The 16,817-nt window shown below is 47.5% G+C and carries 16 protein-coding genes, 3 tRNA genes and 1 pseudogene; 8 read left to right on the forward strand and 12 right to left on the reverse strand.

Annotated features, from left to right (window positions below; genetic code table 11):
• From AKG43_RS10775 to AKG43_RS10785, 3 genes are all read right to left on the reverse strand, one after another.
• Positions 1 to 342: transposase (locus AKG43_RS10775; RefSeq protein ID WP_197273120.1), on the reverse strand; the 342-nt coding region annotated here is incomplete at its 3' end.
• Positions 343 to 443: 101 nt separating this feature from the next.
• Positions 444 to 1,655 carry an integrase arm-type DNA-binding domain-containing protein gene (locus AKG43_RS10780; protein ID WP_054600562.1) on the reverse strand — a complete coding sequence of 404 codons (1,212 nt, stop codon included), beginning with the start codon at positions 1,653 to 1,655 and terminating at the stop codon, positions 444 to 446.
• A gap of 284 nt (positions 1,656 to 1,939) precedes the next feature.
• Positions 1,940 to 2,024 (reverse strand) — tRNA-Leu (locus AKG43_RS10785).
• 164 nt (positions 2,025 to 2,188) lie between these two features.
• Between AKG43_RS10785 and AKG43_RS10790 the strand changes: the two genes are divergently transcribed.
• From AKG43_RS10790 to AKG43_RS10805, 4 genes are all read left to right on the forward strand, one after another.
• A complete protein-coding gene (locus AKG43_RS10790; protein WP_054600563.1) occupies positions 2,189 to 2,860 on the forward strand; it encodes a hypothetical protein in 672 nt (223 codons plus the stop codon).
• Complete coding sequence (ribA, locus tag AKG43_RS10795; RefSeq protein ID WP_054600564.1) at positions 2,853 to 3,443, forward strand: GTP cyclohydrolase II; 591 nt, start codon at positions 2,853 to 2,855, stop codon at positions 3,441 to 3,443. Before AKG43_RS10790 ends, ribA begins: the two co-directional genes overlap by 8 nt.
• Positions 3,444 to 3,573: 130 nt before the next feature.
• Positions 3,574 to 3,649 (forward strand) — tRNA-Val (locus tag AKG43_RS10800).
• 12 nt (positions 3,650 to 3,661) lie between these two features.
• Positions 3,662 to 3,738, forward strand: a tRNA-Asp gene (locus AKG43_RS10805).
• A gap of 75 nt (positions 3,739 to 3,813) precedes the next feature.
• On the opposite strand, the pseudogene AKG43_RS10810 reads toward AKG43_RS10805, so the two are convergent.
• Positions 3,814 to 4,467, reverse strand: a pseudogene (locus AKG43_RS10810) (IS1595 family transposase).
• A 121-nt stretch (positions 4,468 to 4,588) separates the two neighbouring features.
• On the opposite strand from AKG43_RS10810, the gene AKG43_RS12565 reads away from it, so the two are divergent.
• Positions 4,589 to 5,680: a tetratricopeptide repeat protein gene (locus AKG43_RS12565; protein ID WP_197273146.1), complete on the forward strand. Its 1,092-nt coding sequence runs from the start codon at positions 4,589 to 4,591 to the stop codon at positions 5,678 to 5,680.
• Between the two features lie 79 nt (positions 5,681 to 5,759).
• Here the strand turns inward: AKG43_RS12565 and AKG43_RS10820 are convergent, their stop codons facing one another.
• The 3 genes from AKG43_RS10820 to gmk form a co-directional block, all read right to left on the reverse strand.
• Entirely contained in the window at positions 5,760 to 7,913 is a 2,154-nt protein-coding gene (locus tag AKG43_RS10820) for a bifunctional (p)ppGpp synthetase/guanosine-3',5'-bis(diphosphate) 3'-pyrophosphohydrolase (protein WP_054600565.1), read from the reverse strand.
• 24 nt (positions 7,914 to 7,937) lie between these two features.
• A complete protein-coding gene (rpoZ, locus tag AKG43_RS10825) occupies positions 7,938 to 8,144 on the reverse strand; it encodes a DNA-directed RNA polymerase subunit omega (protein WP_054600566.1) in 207 nt (68 codons plus the stop codon).
• 63 nt (positions 8,145 to 8,207) lie between these two features.
• Positions 8,208 to 8,825 carry a guanylate kinase gene (gmk, locus tag AKG43_RS10830; RefSeq protein WP_054600567.1) on the reverse strand — a complete coding sequence of 206 codons (618 nt, stop codon included), beginning with the start codon at positions 8,823 to 8,825 and terminating at the stop codon, positions 8,208 to 8,210.
• A gap of 225 nt (positions 8,826 to 9,050) precedes the next feature.
• Here gmk and AKG43_RS10835 point away from each other — a divergent pair, with 225 nt between their 5' ends.
• Both AKG43_RS10835 and AKG43_RS10840 read left to right on the forward strand, forming a co-directional pair.
• On the forward strand, positions 9,051 to 9,614 hold the full coding sequence (locus tag AKG43_RS10835; protein WP_054600568.1) for an adenine phosphoribosyltransferase: 564 nt from the start codon (positions 9,051 to 9,053) through the stop codon (positions 9,612 to 9,614).
• Between the two features lie 286 nt (positions 9,615 to 9,900).
• Positions 9,901 to 11,529, forward strand: coding sequence for an ABC-F family ATPase (locus tag AKG43_RS10840; RefSeq protein ID WP_054600576.1), 1,629 nt, complete (start codon positions 9,901 to 9,903; stop codon positions 11,527 to 11,529).
• 203 nt (positions 11,530 to 11,732) lie between these two features.
• On the opposite strand, the gene AKG43_RS10845 is transcribed toward AKG43_RS10840, so the two are convergent.
• From AKG43_RS10845 to pip, 5 genes are all read right to left on the reverse strand, one after another.
• Entirely contained in the window at positions 11,733 to 12,488 is a 756-nt protein-coding gene (locus AKG43_RS10845) for an amino acid ABC transporter ATP-binding protein (RefSeq protein ID WP_054600569.1), read from the reverse strand.
• A gap of 9 nt (positions 12,489 to 12,497) precedes the next feature.
• The gene (locus AKG43_RS10850; RefSeq protein WP_172392895.1) at positions 12,498 to 13,181 is read right to left on the reverse strand and encodes an ABC transporter permease subunit; all 684 of its coding nucleotides are present in this window, start codon (positions 13,179 to 13,181) and stop codon (positions 12,498 to 12,500) included.
• 22 nt (positions 13,182 to 13,203) lie between these two features.
• Positions 13,204 to 14,043 (reverse strand): amino acid ABC transporter substrate-binding protein, encoded by an 840-nt coding sequence (locus AKG43_RS10855; protein ID WP_054600571.1) that lies wholly within the window; start codon positions 14,041 to 14,043, stop codon positions 13,204 to 13,206.
• A gap of 150 nt (positions 14,044 to 14,193) precedes the next feature.
• A complete protein-coding gene (gene aroD / locus AKG43_RS10860; RefSeq protein WP_054600572.1) occupies positions 14,194 to 14,952 on the reverse strand; it encodes a type I 3-dehydroquinate dehydratase in 759 nt (252 codons plus the stop codon).
• A gap of 101 nt (positions 14,953 to 15,053) precedes the next feature.
• Complete coding sequence (gene pip / locus AKG43_RS10865) at positions 15,054 to 15,989, reverse strand: prolyl aminopeptidase (protein WP_054600573.1); 936 nt, start codon at positions 15,987 to 15,989, stop codon at positions 15,054 to 15,056.
• A gap of 170 nt (positions 15,990 to 16,159) precedes the next feature.
• Between pip and AKG43_RS10870 the strand changes: the two genes are divergently transcribed.
• A complete protein-coding gene (locus AKG43_RS10870; protein WP_054600574.1) occupies positions 16,160 to 16,729 on the forward strand; it encodes a DUF1287 domain-containing protein in 570 nt (189 codons plus the stop codon).
• Positions 16,730 to 16,817: the final 88 nt, after the last annotated feature.

A 16,817-nucleotide genomic window follows, 5' to 3' on the forward strand; every position in this document is an offset into this window, starting at 1 on the left:
ACTTTCCTTTCGGGCATTATTCACTACAACCGTATAAACCTTACCTCCACGTTTAAGGATACCGAAAACCACCACTTTACCTGCTGCTCCCCTACCGCGCTTTCCTTTACGCTTACCGCCGAAATAGCTCTCATCCAATTCTATAGTGCCCTCAAAAACCTGATCTGCTTCCAAAGCCAAATGATGGCTGATAACAAGACGGATTTTACGGTAGAAGAGAATAGCCGTATTGGGCTGAATACCCAAGATATCGGCAGCAGAACGTGCGGTTACTTCCAATACAAAATATTCAAGCAGTTTTCTTTGCAGACTCTTCTTTAACTTACAGTGGGTTATCTTCATTTTGGCAGCCTATCATGACTGCTAATCTACGTCAGCCCCTAAAAAAATGCCAAAGCAACCCAAAAACAAACCGTAGCATTTTGCATCCTTTCAGACGGCCTTTAACCGCCTTGAATCAATCCCCGCGCTTCATTATAGCGGGCGCGTAAATAATCTGAATACCATTGCATCATCTCCACCCGTTCGGCCATATAGTCCGTGCGGTTGTATGCTGCCCTGATTTTGTTGTCGTCGATATGGGCAAGCTGTCGTTCTATGGCATCGGGGTTATAACCCTGCTCGTTTAATACGCTGCTTGCAAGGCTTCGGAATCCGTGAGGTGTCGCAATGCCTTTATAGCCCATGTTGTTAATGATTTTGCCCGCCGTGTTTTTGCTGATATGGCCGCCTATGGCGGTTCGGCTGGGGAATAGAAACGGGCTATGCCCCGTGATGGTGTGTAGCTCTTTCAGTAGCTCAAGCGGCCAATCTGCCAGCGGGATAACGTGCGGTCGGGGGCGTTTCATGCGCTCGGCGGGGATAACCCATGTTTTCTTGTCAAAATCAATTTCCTGCCATTTTCCGCCGCGTATTTCGGTATTGCGGGCGAAGCAAAGCATAATCAGCATCACACATATACGGTTTTGTTGGTGTGTATCGGCCAATATCAAACGGCGGTAAAACTCCGTCAGTTCTTCACGGGGCAGGGCGGGCATGTGTGCCGCTTCTTTTTTCGGTAAATAGCCGACAAGCGGGGCGGCTGGGTTACCGTCTGTCAGTTCCAGCAAGGCAGCATGGTTGAAAACGCTGCCTATCCATTGCCTGATTTTTTCTGCCGTTTCCAATGCGCCCCGCTCGGATATACGTTCGATTACGGCCTTAATATCGCTTACCCGCAGTTCTTTAATCGGGCGGTTGCCGATATGTGGGAAAACGTCCGATTCAAAATACTGCATGATGCGGGCGGCGTGTTTCTCTTTCCAGCGGGGCAGGTTCTTGGTGTGCCATTGCTTCGTTACCGCTGCAAAAGTATTCAGTAGGGCAGCTTGCCGCTCTTGCTTGGCCTGTTGCTTGGCTTGGCTGGGATTGATGCCTTTTGCCAAGTTATTTCGGGCTTGCTGGTGTTGTTCCCTTGCTTCAGCTAAGCCTATATCAGGATACTTGCCGATTCTTAATGATTGCTGTTTGCCGTCAAAGCGATAGTTATAAACAAAATATTTTGTTCCGCCGCGTGAAATGGCATTGACTACCAAAGCAAGCCCGCCGCCATCAGATAGGGTTTGTTTTTTATCGCTGGGTTTGATGCGTTTTATTTGCAAGTCGTTTAGCGGCATAGCGGTTATGTTGGTGCTTTGGATATTGAGTGAAGTACCCGCGTTATGGGGATTTCAAGAAAAATGTTGGTGCTTTTTTCTGCTATCTTGCCACGAACCAACAAAAGCACCAACATTTTTTTGTTGATTTAGTAAGACGGGTGTAGATTGGTGTAGATAACAAAGACCGTCTGAAACAGCTCTTTATCAGCCTAAAAGCCTTGCTGGGCTTGAGTTTTTGTGTATTTGGGTAGATGGGTATAGACGTAAAAAAACAGCCCGTAAAGGCTGTTGTTTTTGTAGGGTGGTGCGGAAGGAGAGACTCGAACTCTCACACCTTACGGCGCTGGAACCTAAATCCAGTGCGTCTACCAATTTCGCCACTTCCGCTTAATTTGAATAAGCTCATAATTATACTGTAAACATCCAAAGATGCAATATGTTTCCCACTTGAAAAACATCATAGCCGGCTTAATTTACTGATAGGCTTTAGCCGTCTGAACATTTCAGACGGCCTAAAATGAAAATGAAATGCCGTAGCAAAAGGAAAGTTTATGCCTGTTGGGAAAATTCAGGATTACCTCCAAACTCAAGGGTTAAGTTTGCCCAAAGATAGAGTACATATGTCTTATTTGGCTGTTAGGGCTGTAATGGATGCCGGCCATGCTTCAATAGACCGTTCCGTATTGTGGTATGTTGCTGATGGAGTGATGTTGTCGGATTACGTCGTGCAAGAGGCCGAAAATGAAGTTTTGTTGAAACAGATTTTTATTGCTTTGGATTCGGTGTTTAGCCGGGTTGAAAAAGCTCAAAATGCAACGGTATATATATTGATGCCGTCTGAAAACAATGAACGGTGTTTACTACGTTTGGTACAACAAGGCAAACCTATCGAGCCAAAACTATTGGTTGATGAAGAGCTGAACCGTTCATATCTACCGGTACGAACAGCGCAAACCGGATGGCTAAATTTAGTTGATGACGTTGAACTGTGGTTGCAGCAAGGAGAGTTGGAGGGAACTCACCACAAGCGCAGCAGCAGCCAGATTTCCCTGCCTGTTTGCACCGATAGCGGTGCTGTATTGGGTGTGGTTCATGTTGAATATGCAGAGAAAGATATATTGGATGATGAGAACCAAGCCGAATGGGTGGCGTTGTCGCTGGCTTTGGCCCAACCTTTGAGCGAATTATTAAATATTGAATTATCGGAAAACAATCATGAGTAAACCGGTTAAATTTGTTGCTTCCTGCCGTTTGCCCACCGAATGGGGTATATTTACACTGCATGGTTTTGAAGAAGTAAACAGTGGTCAAGAACACGTTGCGATAACAATGGGTAATATCGCAGACGGAAAACCTGTGTTGGCACGCATACACTCAGAATGCTTAACGGGAGATGCTTTATTTTCACAAAAATGTGATTGCGGCCCGCAGCTTCAAGCTGCGATGCAGGCAATTCAAAAGGCAGGCCGCGGAGCGATTGTTTATCTGAGGCAGGAAGGGCGGGGTATTGGATTGATTAACAAAATCCGAGCTTACCAGCTACAAGATCAAGGTTTGGATACCGTTGAAGCCAATGTTGCCTTAGGTTTGCCGGTGGATGCTCGTGATTTCAGGTTGGCCAAGCATATTTTTGACCATTTGGATGTAAAAGAAGTGGCGTTATTAACCAATAATCCAGAGAAAGTGCAGGTTTTAGGTGATGCAGGTATTAAAATAGTGGAAAGAGTGCCTTTGCAGGTAGGAGAGAATGCCGAAAACGAACATTATTTAAATACTAAAGCGCAAAAACTAGGTCATTGGTTTTAGATTTTAGAGTGTGAAATAAAGTAATTGTATTTTTATTTCAAATTCTTATTTAAATATGGTTAATAGTAGATGCAATTAATGCTTGCGTACGGTATGAAAATTTGTTTTAATAGCGTTCTCGCAACGACACGGGTGATTAGCTCAGTTGGTAGAGCGTCTGCCTTACAAGCAGAATGTCGGCGGTTCGACTCCGTCATCACCCACCAAGTTTTCTGTGCGGAGTGGTAGTTCAGTTGGTTAGAATACCGGCCTGTCACGCCGGGGGTCGCGGGTTCGAGCCCCGTCCACTCCGCCAATTCTTATCGTAACCTGATAATTAATATAATGAATTTCGGGTTATATCTGTTTTAGGGGCTGAAGTAGATTAGCCCTAAACACCACACCAAAGCCGCAAAGTTTTTAACTGCTGCTTTGGTGTCCCGAAGTTAAAACGAAACTCACATTCTTTCAAGAACAGAGGAAAAGATTTTCGGTCGATTCCGTTGTATTTGCGCAAGACACGTTTCGCCTGATTCCAAAAATTCTCAATGCCGTTGATATGGTTGTGTCGGTCGGCAAACTTTTTGCTGTGATTAATCCTGTGATGGTGAAAACCGCTGACATCCAACACGTCGTAACTGCTCAGGCAGTCCGTATAAACTACGCTATCAGGTGTAATTTTCCTTGTAATAACAGGAAATAAACTTTCCTTTCAGGCATTATTCACTACAACCGTATAAACCTTACCTCCACGTTTAAGGATACCGAAAACCACCACTTTACCTGCTGCTCCCCTACCGCGCTTTCCTTTACGCTTACCGCCGAAATAGCTCTCATCCAATTCTATAGTGCCCTCAAAAACCTGATCTGCTTCCAAAGCCAAATGATGGCTGATAACAAGACGGATTTTACGGTAGAAGAGAATAGCCGTATTGGGCTGAATACCCAAGATATCGGCAGCAGAACGTGCGGTTACTTCCAATACAAAATATTCAAGCAGTTTTCTTTGCAGACTCTTCTTTAACTTACAGTGGGTTATCTTCATTTTGGCAGCCTATCATGACTGCTAATCTACGTCAGCCCCTAAATGAAATTGGAAAAACAATTACTAATAGTAGTATTGACAGATTCACAACAAAACCTAATCAATCGAAATGATAAGAACCATGATTAAAAATATTATTACACTAGTTTGTTTTTTTCTTCTGAGTGGCTGTTATATAGATAAAAATAGCATCAATTGTGATCCAAGAGGAGAATTATCGCGATTGGAACAATGCGCTGAAAGAGGTGATGTTTCTAGCCAATATAATTTAGGTGCCTGTTATTTAGAAGGCTGGGAGGCTCCAAAAGATTTCAATAAAGCTTTTTATTGGACAGAGTTGGCAGCAAAAAAAGGAGATGCAAGGGCTAAATCCAATTTAGGTTGGCTTTACTATAAGGGTTGGGGTACACAAAAGGATGTACAAAAAGCTTTTTATTGGACTCAACAAGCCGCGAAGCAAGGCAATATCCCGTCTTATAATAACTTAGGGTTTTATTATAGCCATGGAATTGGGGTTCCTGTTGATTGGAAAAAAGGAGCTGAATATTATCAACTGGCAGTAGATAACGGATATGCCGATGATTATCAAAATTTGGCTATTATTTATTCTCAAGGCAAAGGGGTTTTGCAAAATCAAGATAGAGCACTTGAATTCGCCAAAAAAGCTGTTGACAATGGCAATCAATTAGCCATTTATAATGTTGGAACAATTTATGCTTCTATGGGTAAGTATGATGATGACATTCTATGGTTACGTAAAGCAGCTGACCTTAATATTAGTGTAGCTCAGGCTGAATTGGCAGGGCTTCTTGTTAAAATTGGAAAAAATGAAAAAGACCGGGAAGAAGCCAAGCAATGGTTATTTAAATCTTTAGAGCAAGACGATCCTTATGCTTATTCAGTCGCTGGTGTTATGTACTCTGAGAAAAATGATACATTTCCTTACGATGAAGCTAAAGCTTTTGACTATTATCTAAAAGCTGCCGAGATGGGTGAAGAAACTGCTCAAACACTAATAGGTTTATGGTACTTAAATGGAAAACATGTTATGAAAGACGAAAAAAAAGCAGTAGAATGGTTTGAACGTTCGGCCAATAATGGCGAAATAAAAGCTGCCAAGAAGTTGGTGGAAATCTACGGCAATGGTACCAAAGACATTCCCAAAAACGAGGCTAAAAAACAATATTGGAAAAACAAACTGGTCCTTGAGTAAAGCTTTATATAGAAAATCCTAGCGTTGTTTACAGTATTCAAAAGCCAATACTGCAAACAACGCTAGGATTTTCTACACCTTATACTCTTACAACACGTCTCACATCAGTAATAGCGTGCAAAGCACGAATGATTTCATTGAGTTGCTCTATGCCGGTTACTTTGATAAAGAACTTGAACTCAATAAACCCTTCTGTGCCGGGTTGTTTTTGCGGTGTTTCAACCGATTCGATGTCGGCGCCGGCTGAAGAAATAGCTTGAGCCATTAATGCCAACAAACCGCGGGTGTCGCGTGCTCCGACTGTAAGTGTTGTGCGGAAAGTTTGATCGGGAATGCTTTCCCAGTCGGCGTCAAGCTGTTGGTCGGGATCTACTTTTAGTACATTCGGACAAGTGTCCCGGTGAATCACCAAACCTTGATCTTTAATTAAAACTGCGCGTACGGCATCTCCGGGCAATGGCTGACAACATTGGGCAAGATGTACGCGGCCTGTTTCGCTGCCGTTGATTTTAATCGGGCTTAACCGCACTTCGCCGCCAAAATGTTCACCTGCTAAGTCGGCAATATGCATGGCAACTGTAATCGGCAGGGTATGCCCCATTCCCACGCTGTACAATACATCTTCAAAAGTGGTTTGCTTATGATTGAGGTCGGCAAGATATTTTTCTTTGAGGCCGTCTGAAAGCAATACGTTTTGAGGCAATAAGCTTGATAGGGCTTTTTGCAATAGGTTTTCACCTAGTGTTACTGCATCTTGCCTATTCATATTTTTGATGTAATTTCGAATGGCGCTGCGTGCACGGCTGGAAACGGCAAAATTTAGCCATGCCGGGTTGGGTTTTGCCTGTTCGGAAGTAATCACTTCAACAGAATCACCGGTTTTCAGTTTGGTACGCAACGGCATCATAGTATTGTTGATGCGGGCGGCTACGGTGTGATGGCCGACATCGGTATGCACTGCATATGCGAAGTCGATGGGGGTCGCTCCTTTGGGGAGGGTAAGGATTTTTCCTTTCGGGGTAAGGATATATACTTCGTTGGGGAATAAATCAACTTTAACGGCCTCGAGAAATTCGATGGCATTGGAACTGCCTGCTTGCAAATCAAGAATATTTTTCAGCCAGCGATTGGTATGGAGGGTAGCCTGATCGACCGTACTTTCTCCCGATTTATAAATCCAATGTCCGGCTACGCCGCCTTCGGCTACTGCATCCATTTCGTGGGTGCGTATCTGTACTTCGATAGGCAGGCCGTAAGGGCCGACTAAGGTGGTATGCAGGCTTTGATAACCGTTACTTTTGGGAATGGCGATGTAGTCTTTGAAGCGGCCGGGTTTGGGTTGGTAGAGGCTGTGAAGTGCGCCCAAGGCTGCGTAGCAGGCGGGTATGCTGTTCACGATAACGCGAAAGCCGTAAATATCCATCACGTCTGCGAAGCGTAGATTTTTAGCCTGCATTTTCTGGTGGATGCTGAATAAGTTTTTTTCGCGGCCTTTGATTTTGGCTTCAATATTTGCGTCAACCAAGCGCATGCTGAAGGCACGCAGAACTTTACCTACAACGTCGCGTCGGTTGCGTCGGCTTGCTTTCATGGCTTTTTGCAATGTTTCATACCGACGGGGGTGCAGATTCTGAAAGGATAAATCCTGAAGCTCTTGATAGGCGTTGTTTAGACCGATGCGGTTGGCTATTTGTGCGTAGATTTCAAGTGTTTCCTGAGCAATCCGGCGGCGTTTTTCAGGGCGCATCGAGCCTAATGTACGCATGTTGTGCAGACGGTCGGCCAATTTAACGACGATCACGCGAACGTCTTTGGTCATGGCGAGAATTAACTTGCGGAAACTTTCTGCCTGATGTTCTGCTTGACTGTCGTATTCGAGTTTTTCAAGTTTGGAAAGACCGTCTACCATTTCGGCTATGGTGTCGCCGAATTCTGCTGCCATTTCGATTTTGGATACACCCGTGTCTTCAAGTACATCATGCATCACGCCCGCACACAAACCTTGTATGTCCATGTGCCAAATGGCCAGTTGGGTAGTAACGGCAATAGGGTGGGTAATGTAGGGTTCGCCACTTTTGCGGGTTTGGCCGTCGTGGGCATGGAAAGCATAGGCACACGCTTTTTCAAGCTGTTGCTGCTCTTTTTCATTGAGATAGGAAGCCGTGCGGAACAATAAGTTACGGGCTTCTGATGTCAATGGGTCATAAGGGGCGGTAGGTAGCGGCAGTTGCATTCAGACGGCCTTTTGATTTTGCTTTTATTTGTTACGTTTGAGCAGCTCTACGCCGACTTCTCCGGCGGCTATCTCGCGTAAAGCGGTAACGGTAGGTTTATTGTTACGGATGTCTTCAACCAAAGGTACATTGCCGTTTTCCAGTTGGCGTGCGCGGCGTGCGGCAGTTAATGTTAAGTCGAAATGGTTGGGGATTTTGGTAATGCAGTCTTCTACGGTGATGCGTGCCATTTTGAATGGTTCCTTTTTACAAATAAATAGGGGAGTGTTTAATTAAGTATTGTCGCTTTTTTTTTAAGAATTTTCCAACAGATTTTCAATAAATAAGTGTTGGCAGGATTGTTTTAGGCGGTGTGATTTGATAATCGACAGTAAATCGGCTTCTGCTTCAACCAAGTCGTTGTTAACCACCACATAATCAAACATAAACGCCTGCTCGATTTCTTTGCGCGCTTTGCCCAGCCGCCGTTCGATTACTTCGGGGCTGTCTGTTCCGCGGCCGACCAAGCGTTCGGCCAATGCTTGGAAAGAAGGCGGCAATATAAAGATGCTGCATGCTCCGGGCCAAACACGGCGGACTTGTTCTGCACCTTGAATGTCGATCTCTAAAATCACATCATAACCCTGTTCCCGCAATATGTTTACGCCTTCTACACTGGTGCCGTAATAATTGTCGAAAACTTTTGCATATTCAAGGAATGCGCTTTCACTAATGAGAGTTTCGAATTTCGGCACATTTACAAAATAGTAGTGTTTGCCGTGCTCTTCGCCTTCACGCGGCTGCCGGGTGGTGTGGGAAACGGAAACCTTGATGTCGTCATGATGTTTGGTAAGGCGTGAAACCAAAGTGGTTTTTCCGGTTCCGGAGGCTGCGGAAATAATAAAAATATTACCTTTTGAAGATGAGCGCATGATGGTCTCGAAAATGAAAAATTTAAGTGGTTATTATGCCATACAGCCGGAAACCTTTGCAAAACGGGCGTTCCGGTTCCTGTTTTTGCGAAAACTATCGCGTTTAAAATATTATTTCCGTTTTTATATGTTTCAACGCCGACAACGCAAGGCTAGTTTTTGTTAGAATAGTGCGTTTGTGTTTTGAATTTCTGTGTAATTTTTCATTGTGAATTGGGTAGTTTTATGTTGATTCATCCCGACGTGATGGGCGTGGAAGCACTTGCCGAAAAGATCCGCAAGATCCCTCATTGGCCGAAAAAAGGTATTTTATTTCATGATATTACCCCTGTGCTGCAAAGCCCTGAATATTTCCGGTTGTTGGTAGATCTGCTTGTTTACCGGTATATGAGCCAAAAAATTGATGTTGTGGCCGGTTTGGATGCCCGCGGTTTTATTATCGGAGCTGCGTTGGCTTATCAATTAAACGTAGGGTTTGTCCCCATCCGTAAAAAAGGTAAGCTGCCGTTTGAAACGTTGTCTCAAAGTTATGCGCTTGAATACGGTGAAGCTACGGTAGAAATTCATACCGATGCGATTCCCGCCGGTGCGCGTGTGCTCTTGGTGGATGATCTTGTTGCAACCGGCGGTACCATGCAGGCGGGTATCGATTTGGTGCGCCAGCTGGGCGGGGAAATTGTGGAAGCGGCTGCGATTTTGGAGTTTACAGATTTGCCCGGCGGCGAAAATATCCGTAAGCGCGGCGTGCCGCTGTTTACGCTTTATCAAAATGAAGGCTCGATGTCTTGAGCCACCGGCATAAATTTGTCAGGCCGTCTGAAAAGTATTTCAGACGGCCTGTTTGATATGTTTTTGCATAAGCTTGCAAGGTTGTCAACACATTGGTCGACATGCCCCGGGTTCTTAAAAATAATGAAAACGGTTGAATATGTTGAGGCCGTCTGAAAAAAACATTTGATCATGCTTTGACGCTTCGAACCTTATTTTTCAGACGGCAGAGACCGGCAGCGGATTGAACGGAAATTATGATATAATTCCGCGCTTTAAATATTTTATCCTTAAAGGTTGTATCAAAATGATTTCTACCAACGGCATAACCATGCAGTTCGGCGCGAAGCCGCTGTTTGAAAACGTGTCTGTCAAATTCGGCGAAGGCAATCGCTACGGGCTGATTGGTGCCAACGGTTCGGGTAAATCCACCTTCATGAAAATCCTTGGTGGCGACTTGGAGCCGACCAGCGGCGAAGTGGCCATTGAAAACGGTGTCCGCCTCGGTAAACTGCGCCAAGATCAATTTGCCTATGAAGAGATGCGCGTGCTGGATGTAGTGATGATGGGGCACACCGAAATGTGGTCGGCGATGACCGAGCGTGATGCCATTTACGCCAATTTGCAAGCCACCGAAGACGATTACATGCACGCTGCCGAATTGGAGGCCAAGTTTGCCGAATATGACGGTTACACCGCCGAAGCACGCGCGGCCGAATTGTTGAGCGGCGTGGGTATCGAAGAATCATTGCACAATGCCCAAATGAGCGAAGTGGCTCCCGGCTTCAAACTGCGCGTATTGCTGGCGCAAGCCTTGTTTTCCAAACCCGACGTATTGCTGCTCGACGAGCCGACCAACAACTTGGACATCAACACCATCCGTTGGCTCGAAGGTGTGTTGAACGAATACGATTCCACTATGATCATCATTTCGCACGACCGCCATTTTTTGAATGAAGTCTGCACGCATATGGCCGATGTTGATTACAACAGCATCACCATCTACCCCGGCAACTACGATGATTACATGCTGGCTTCCGCACAATCCCGCGAGCGCGCCATGCGCGACAACGCTAAAGCCAAAGAAAAGCTGCAAGAACTGCAAGAATTCGTGGCACGCTTCTCGGCCAATAAATCCAAAGCCCGTCAAGCCACCAGCCGTCTGAAACAGGCCGATAAGATCAAGGCCGAAATGGTGGAAGTGAAACCTTCTACCCGTCAAAACCCTTATATCCGCTTTGAAACAGACGAAAAAGCCAAGCTGCACCGCCAAGCTGTTGAAGTGGAAGGTTTGAGCAAACGCTTTGAGAACCAATTGTTTAAAAACCTGGGCTTTATTCTGGAAGCCGGAGAACGTTTGGCGATTATCGGCCCTAACGGTGCCGGTAAGTCCACTTTGCTGAAATTGTTGGCCGGTGCATTCAATCCCGAATACGGCGAAGGTGTCCAACCCGATTCAGGTACCATCAAATGGGCGGAAAAAGCCAACGTCGGCTACTATCCGCAAGACCACGAAAACGACTTCGATGTCGACATGAACCTCACCGAATGGATGCGCCAATGGGGTCAGGAAGGCGACGACGAACAGGTTATCCGCGGTACGCTCGGCCGCTTGCTGTTCGGCAGCAATGATGTGGTAAAACAAGTGCAGGTGCTTTCCGGCGGAGAGAAAGGCCGTATGCTTTACGGCAAGCTGATTCTGCTGAAACCGAACGTGTTGATTATGGACGAACCGACCAACCACATGGATATGGAAAGCATCGAATCCTTAAACATGGCTTTGGAAAAATACAAAGGCACGCTGATTTTCGTATCGCACGACCGCCAGTTTGTGTCTTCACTGGCCACCCAAATCATCGAGCTGGACGGCAAAGGCGGTTACGAACATTATCTGGGCGATTACGAAAGCTATTTGGAGAAAAAAGGATTGGCTTAGTTTTTGAAAAGCTGATGGAAATCCGTTAAATAAAAAACACTTGGCTGTAAAATGCCAAGTGTTTTTTTTGTGTTGCATCTCTGTTGACGGAGGCTGAACTTTTAATAGTGGAAGTTAATAATGCCCCGTTTTGTTTGACTCAAGATAGAGCAAATAAACTGTGTTTCTGCTACGTCGTCGCAGCCTTTTAAGGTAATCGCGCATTAATCTTCCTGTACGCGGATTTGGTGCAGAAAGCGTTTGGTGCGTTCGTGTTGGGGGTTTTTGAATAATGTTTCGGGCGAACCTTGTTCCACAATCACGCCGCCATCCATTACCACCACCAAATCAGCCACTTCCATGGCAAACTTGATTTCGTGGGTAACGACCACCATCGTCCAACCTTCTTTAGCAAGCTCCTTCATGGTATTCAATACATCTTGCACCAGCTCGGGGTCAAGGGCGGAGGTCGGTTCGTCGAACAACATTAAATCCGGTTGGATTGCCAAAGCACGGGCGATACCTACCCGCTGTTGTTGACCGCCCGAGAGCTGGAAAGGGTATAAATCCACTTTATCGGCAAGGCCGACTTTTTCCAGCAAGGCCAACGCTTTTTTACGGGCTTCTGCTGAGGAAATACCTTGTACGGCCACGGGGCCTTCCATCACGTTTTCCAGCGCGGTTTTGTGCGGAAAAAGATTGTACTGCTGAAACACCATACCTGATTTGCGGCGCAGGGCGAGAATGTCTTTTTTAGACGGATGTTGAGCAAAATCAATGCTCAACGGGCTTGGGCCGTCGAATTCTATGCTGCCTTGCTGGGGCATTTCCAAAGCATTCAAACAGCGCAGAAATGTGGTTTTGCCCGAACCGGAAGGGCCGAGAATCACGACTACGCTGCCTTTTGCTACGTCCAAATCAATGCCGTTTAAAATCGAATTGCTGCCGAATGCTTTATGGATATTGCGGATTTTAATCATGGTTTATGCTCACTTGGCAACGTAGCGGTCGAGCCGTTTTTCGAGTTTTGCCTGCCCGATAAACAGGAAGAAGCAGAACACCCAATATATCAAGCCTGCCTCGATATACACGGGCAGAAAGTCGTAGCTGGCGTTGGCAATTTGTTGTGCCACGCGGAAAAGCTCGGTAATAGTTACCACCGAAGCCAGCGAGGTTTCTTTAAACAAGCTGATAAAGGTGTTGCTCAAGGGTGGAACGGAAACGCGGAACGCTTGCGGCATGATGATGCGGCGGAAGGTCTGCATATAGGTCATGCCGATGGAAAAACCGGCTTCCCACTGGCCTTTGGGCACCGATAAAATCGCTGCGCGGATGGTTTCGGAGGCATAGGCACCGATATTCAGCGAAAAGCCGATTACGGCGGTAGGCAGCGGGTCGAGCGTGATGCCGATGGCCGGTAAGCCGTAAAACACCACCATCAACTGAACCAGCATCGGTGTGCCGCGGATGGCGGAAACGTAAAATTTCACTATGCCGAGCAAGATGCGGTGGAAGATGCCGTTAACCGGTATCACGCGCACCAAGGCGACGGCCAATGCAATCAGGATGCCGAAAATAAAAGAAACGACGGCCAGCGGAATGGAATAGAGAAACCCCGCTTTAACCATCGGCCAAAATGCATTTATGACCAAAGCCGCGCGGGCTTCGGTCATAAACGGCAGCGCGCTTAAAAGATCATTTAACACTTACATCTACGCCAAAGAATTGTTCGCCCAGTTTTTTCAATGTGCCGTCTGCACGCAGCTCTTCTATTGCGCCGCTGATTTTTGCCAAGGCTTCATCGTTGTTTTTGTTTAAAATCAGACCGGCACCCAATTTTTCCTCTGCGGGGGCCGTCCATGCGGTTTTCAGGCCGGAGTTCGGATTTTTCTTAAGATAATCGAGCAGGGCGAGCGAATCGTTGAATGTGAAGTCGGCACGTTTTTGTTGAACCAAAGTCAATGCCTGAGCCATGCCGTCTACCGGAATGATTTTGGCTTCGGCTTTTTGCGCCATTTCGCCGTAGTTGCTGCTCAAGGTTTGTGCGGCAGACAAACCTTTTACATCGGCCAGCGATTTAATGCGGTTGTCGTCTTTGCGGTCAACCGCCATCGGGCCTGAATAGCTGTATTCGGCAGATTTGTCGAAAGTGGCGCGGCGTTCGGGTGTGGTCAGGCTCACTTGGTTGGCTACGATGTCGAACCGGCCTGCTTTCAAGCCGGCCAACATGGCATCCCATTGGGTTTCTTTGAATTCGACTTTTACGCCGAGCTTTTCTGCTACGGCACGGGTCACTTCTACGTCGTAACCGGTTAATTTGCCGCTTTCATCGTGATAGGTGAACGGTGCGTAAGTGCCTTCGGTGCCTACGGTTACCGTGCCTTTATTGTTGATGCGTTCGATCAGCGAACCGGCAACTTGGGTTTCGGGTGTGGAAGAGGCCGGAGCGGAGGCTGAAGATGAGCTGCCGCCACCGTTGCCGCAGGCAGCCAATACAAAAGCAGCCATGCTGCCGAGTACGAATTTTTTCAACATAATCATTCCAGTAAAACGTCGATAATAGAAGCAGGCATTGTACGACAATCGATAACACAATACAAAGAATGCTTACTTCTATTATTTATAATATAAAGCTATAAGGCTTTGAGGCCGTCTGAAAATATGTTTTCAGACGGCCTGCCGATATTATTTACCTGCCAACACGTTCAAAATAAAGCGCAAATCGTTTGCGCCGATCTGCCCGGGCGCGGAAGCGGTTCCCGCCGAGCCGAAAGTCATTGCCGAGCCGAAGGTTTCGCCCGCCAAACGGCTCACTACGCCCAGTTTGCCCATCGCCATCGTTACCAGCGGCTGCCGCGCATATCGGTTGAACATGGTTTGCGTGGCATCGAGCAGCACCAGCACGTCGGCGGCGGATTGCGGCATCACGGCGATTTTGCAGATGTCCGCGCCCCAATCCTGCATGGTTTTCAGACGGCCTGTTATCTCTTCTTTCGGCGGTGTTTTGTCGAAATCGTGATTGCACAGCAAGGCTGCCACGCCGTTGGCTTTGGCCAGTGCAACGGTTTCTTTCACTTTATCTTCGCCTGCAAACAGTTCGATATCGATGATGTCGGTCAGGCCGGAGCGTATGGCCGCTTGAACCAGCGAAAAATAAACCCCCGGCGGCACGGGGCACTCGCCGCCTTCTTCGGCGCGGCGGAAGGTAAACAGCAGCGGCGTATCCGGCAGGGCGGCGCGCACTTCGCGCAGGCGTTCCATGACATAGCCGCTGTCGGCCGCGCGTTCGAGAAAGTCCGCACGAAATTCCACCACATCAAAAGCCAAGCCCTGCAAGCCTGCCAAGGCGGTTTGCAGGCCGTCTGAATCTTTGGCTACCAACGGCACGCAGATTTTCGGGCTGCCTGCGCCCAGCACGGTGTTTTTGATTTTTACGGTATTCATCGGGGCGGATTCCTTTAAAAAACGGTCGGCGTATTGTACGGGATTTCAGACGGCCTGAAAGCCTGCGGTTTGAGGCCGTCTGAAAAACACGGCCGCTCTTTTCAGACGGCCAACTTGTCTGCAAATTCGTCTGCCGCCTGCACCAAGCCTTTGGCCACTTCGCCTTCAAACGAGGCATGGCCGCCCTGCACAATCCGCAAATCGGCTTCGGGGAATGCCTGTTTCAATTCCCACGCGCTCTGCATCGGCGTGCAGATGTCGTAGCGCCCCTGCACGATCACGGTGGGGATATGGCGGATTTTGTCTACATTCGCCAGCAATGCTTTTTCGTTCTCCAACCAGCAGCCGTTGACGAAATAATGGTTTTCGATGCGCGAAATCGCCAACGCCTGTTCCGTATCTTCTTCCACCGGTTTCGGGTCGAACTGCACCAGCCAGCTTTCCCATTCCGCCCATGCTTTCGCCGCCCGCAGAGCCTGTTCGCGGTCTTGGCCGAACAGCATTTCATGATAGGCCTGCACGATTGCACCGCGCTTTGCTTCGGACACGGGGGCGAGATAATGCTGCCACTGTTCGGGGTAGATGTGTTCCGCACCGCCTTGCTCGTTGAGCCAGCGGATTTCACTCTGCCGCCCCAAGAAGATGCCGCGCAAAATCAAGCCGCGCACACGATCCGGATGGGTTTGCGCGTAAGCCAGCGAAAGCGTGCTGCCCCATGAGCCGCCGAATACCAGCCATGTGTCGATACCGAGCATCTCGCGCACTTTTTCGATGTCCGCTACCAAATCCCAAGTGGTGTTTTCGCGCGTTTCGGCATACGGCAGCGAACGCCCGCAGCCGCGCTGGTCGATAATCACCACGCGGTATTTGTCGGGGTTGAAAAAGCCGCGCGCTTTCGGCGACGCGCCCGCCCCCGGCCCGCCGTGCAGAAAAATCACCGGAATGCCGTGCGGATTGCCGGATTCTTCCCAATAAATCTGATGGATGTCGGATACTTTTAACAAGCCGCTCACGCGGGGTTCGTGAATCGGATACATAAGCTTCTCCTTGCGGAAAGGGTTTGCAAAGGTCTCAGGCTGCTTTCAGACGGCCTGAAACAGTTTATGCCCATATATAATATTTATACAACTTAACTTTCAGAGGCCGTCTGAAAGCATGGTGTTTGGTTATGATATCGGTATTTTAAAGTTGATTCGGAGTTATTCGGATGAAGTTTCCTGTTCGTGTGTTTCTTGCGGCTTGCGTGTTCGGGTTGAATACATTCCCTGTGTGGGCTTTGTCGCCTCAGAAATTGGTTCAAGATGCACGTTGGCAAATCGGCAAAACCGTATCTTACGATCCGGCTTATACCCGGCTGGACTATCCTATGGGCGACGTGCCGCTGCACAAAGGGGTGTGCACCGACGTGTTGATCCGCGCGCTGAGAAAGCAAGGCTGGGATTTGCAGCAGATGATTCACGAAGATATGTCGAAAAACTTTTCGGCTTATCCTAAAAAGTGGGGGTTGAAAGCAACCGACCGCAATATCGACCACCGCCGTGTGCCGAATATCGCCACTTATTTTGACCGTAAAGGTTACCGTGTTGTTACAGGGCCTTATCGTGCGGGCGATGTGGTTACTTGGGATTTAGGGCGCGGTTTAACCCATATCGGTATTGTGTCCGACCGGAGTGTTCGCGGCAAACCCCTGATTATCCATAATATAGGACGCGGCACGCGGGAAGAAGATATTCTTTACCGCTACAAAATTACAGGCCACTACCGGTTGCCCAAATGAGTGAAATGCAAAACACTTCAAGGCCGTCTGAAACCGTTTCAGACGGCCTAAATCAAGCTCTATTCGGGTAAATTATTGTCTCTTATAC

The sequence above is a fragment of the Neisseria sp. 74A18 genome, assembly GCF_001308005.1.
GTDB classification, from domain to species: Bacteria; Pseudomonadota; Gammaproteobacteria; order Burkholderiales; family Neisseriaceae; genus Neisseria; species Neisseria dumasiana.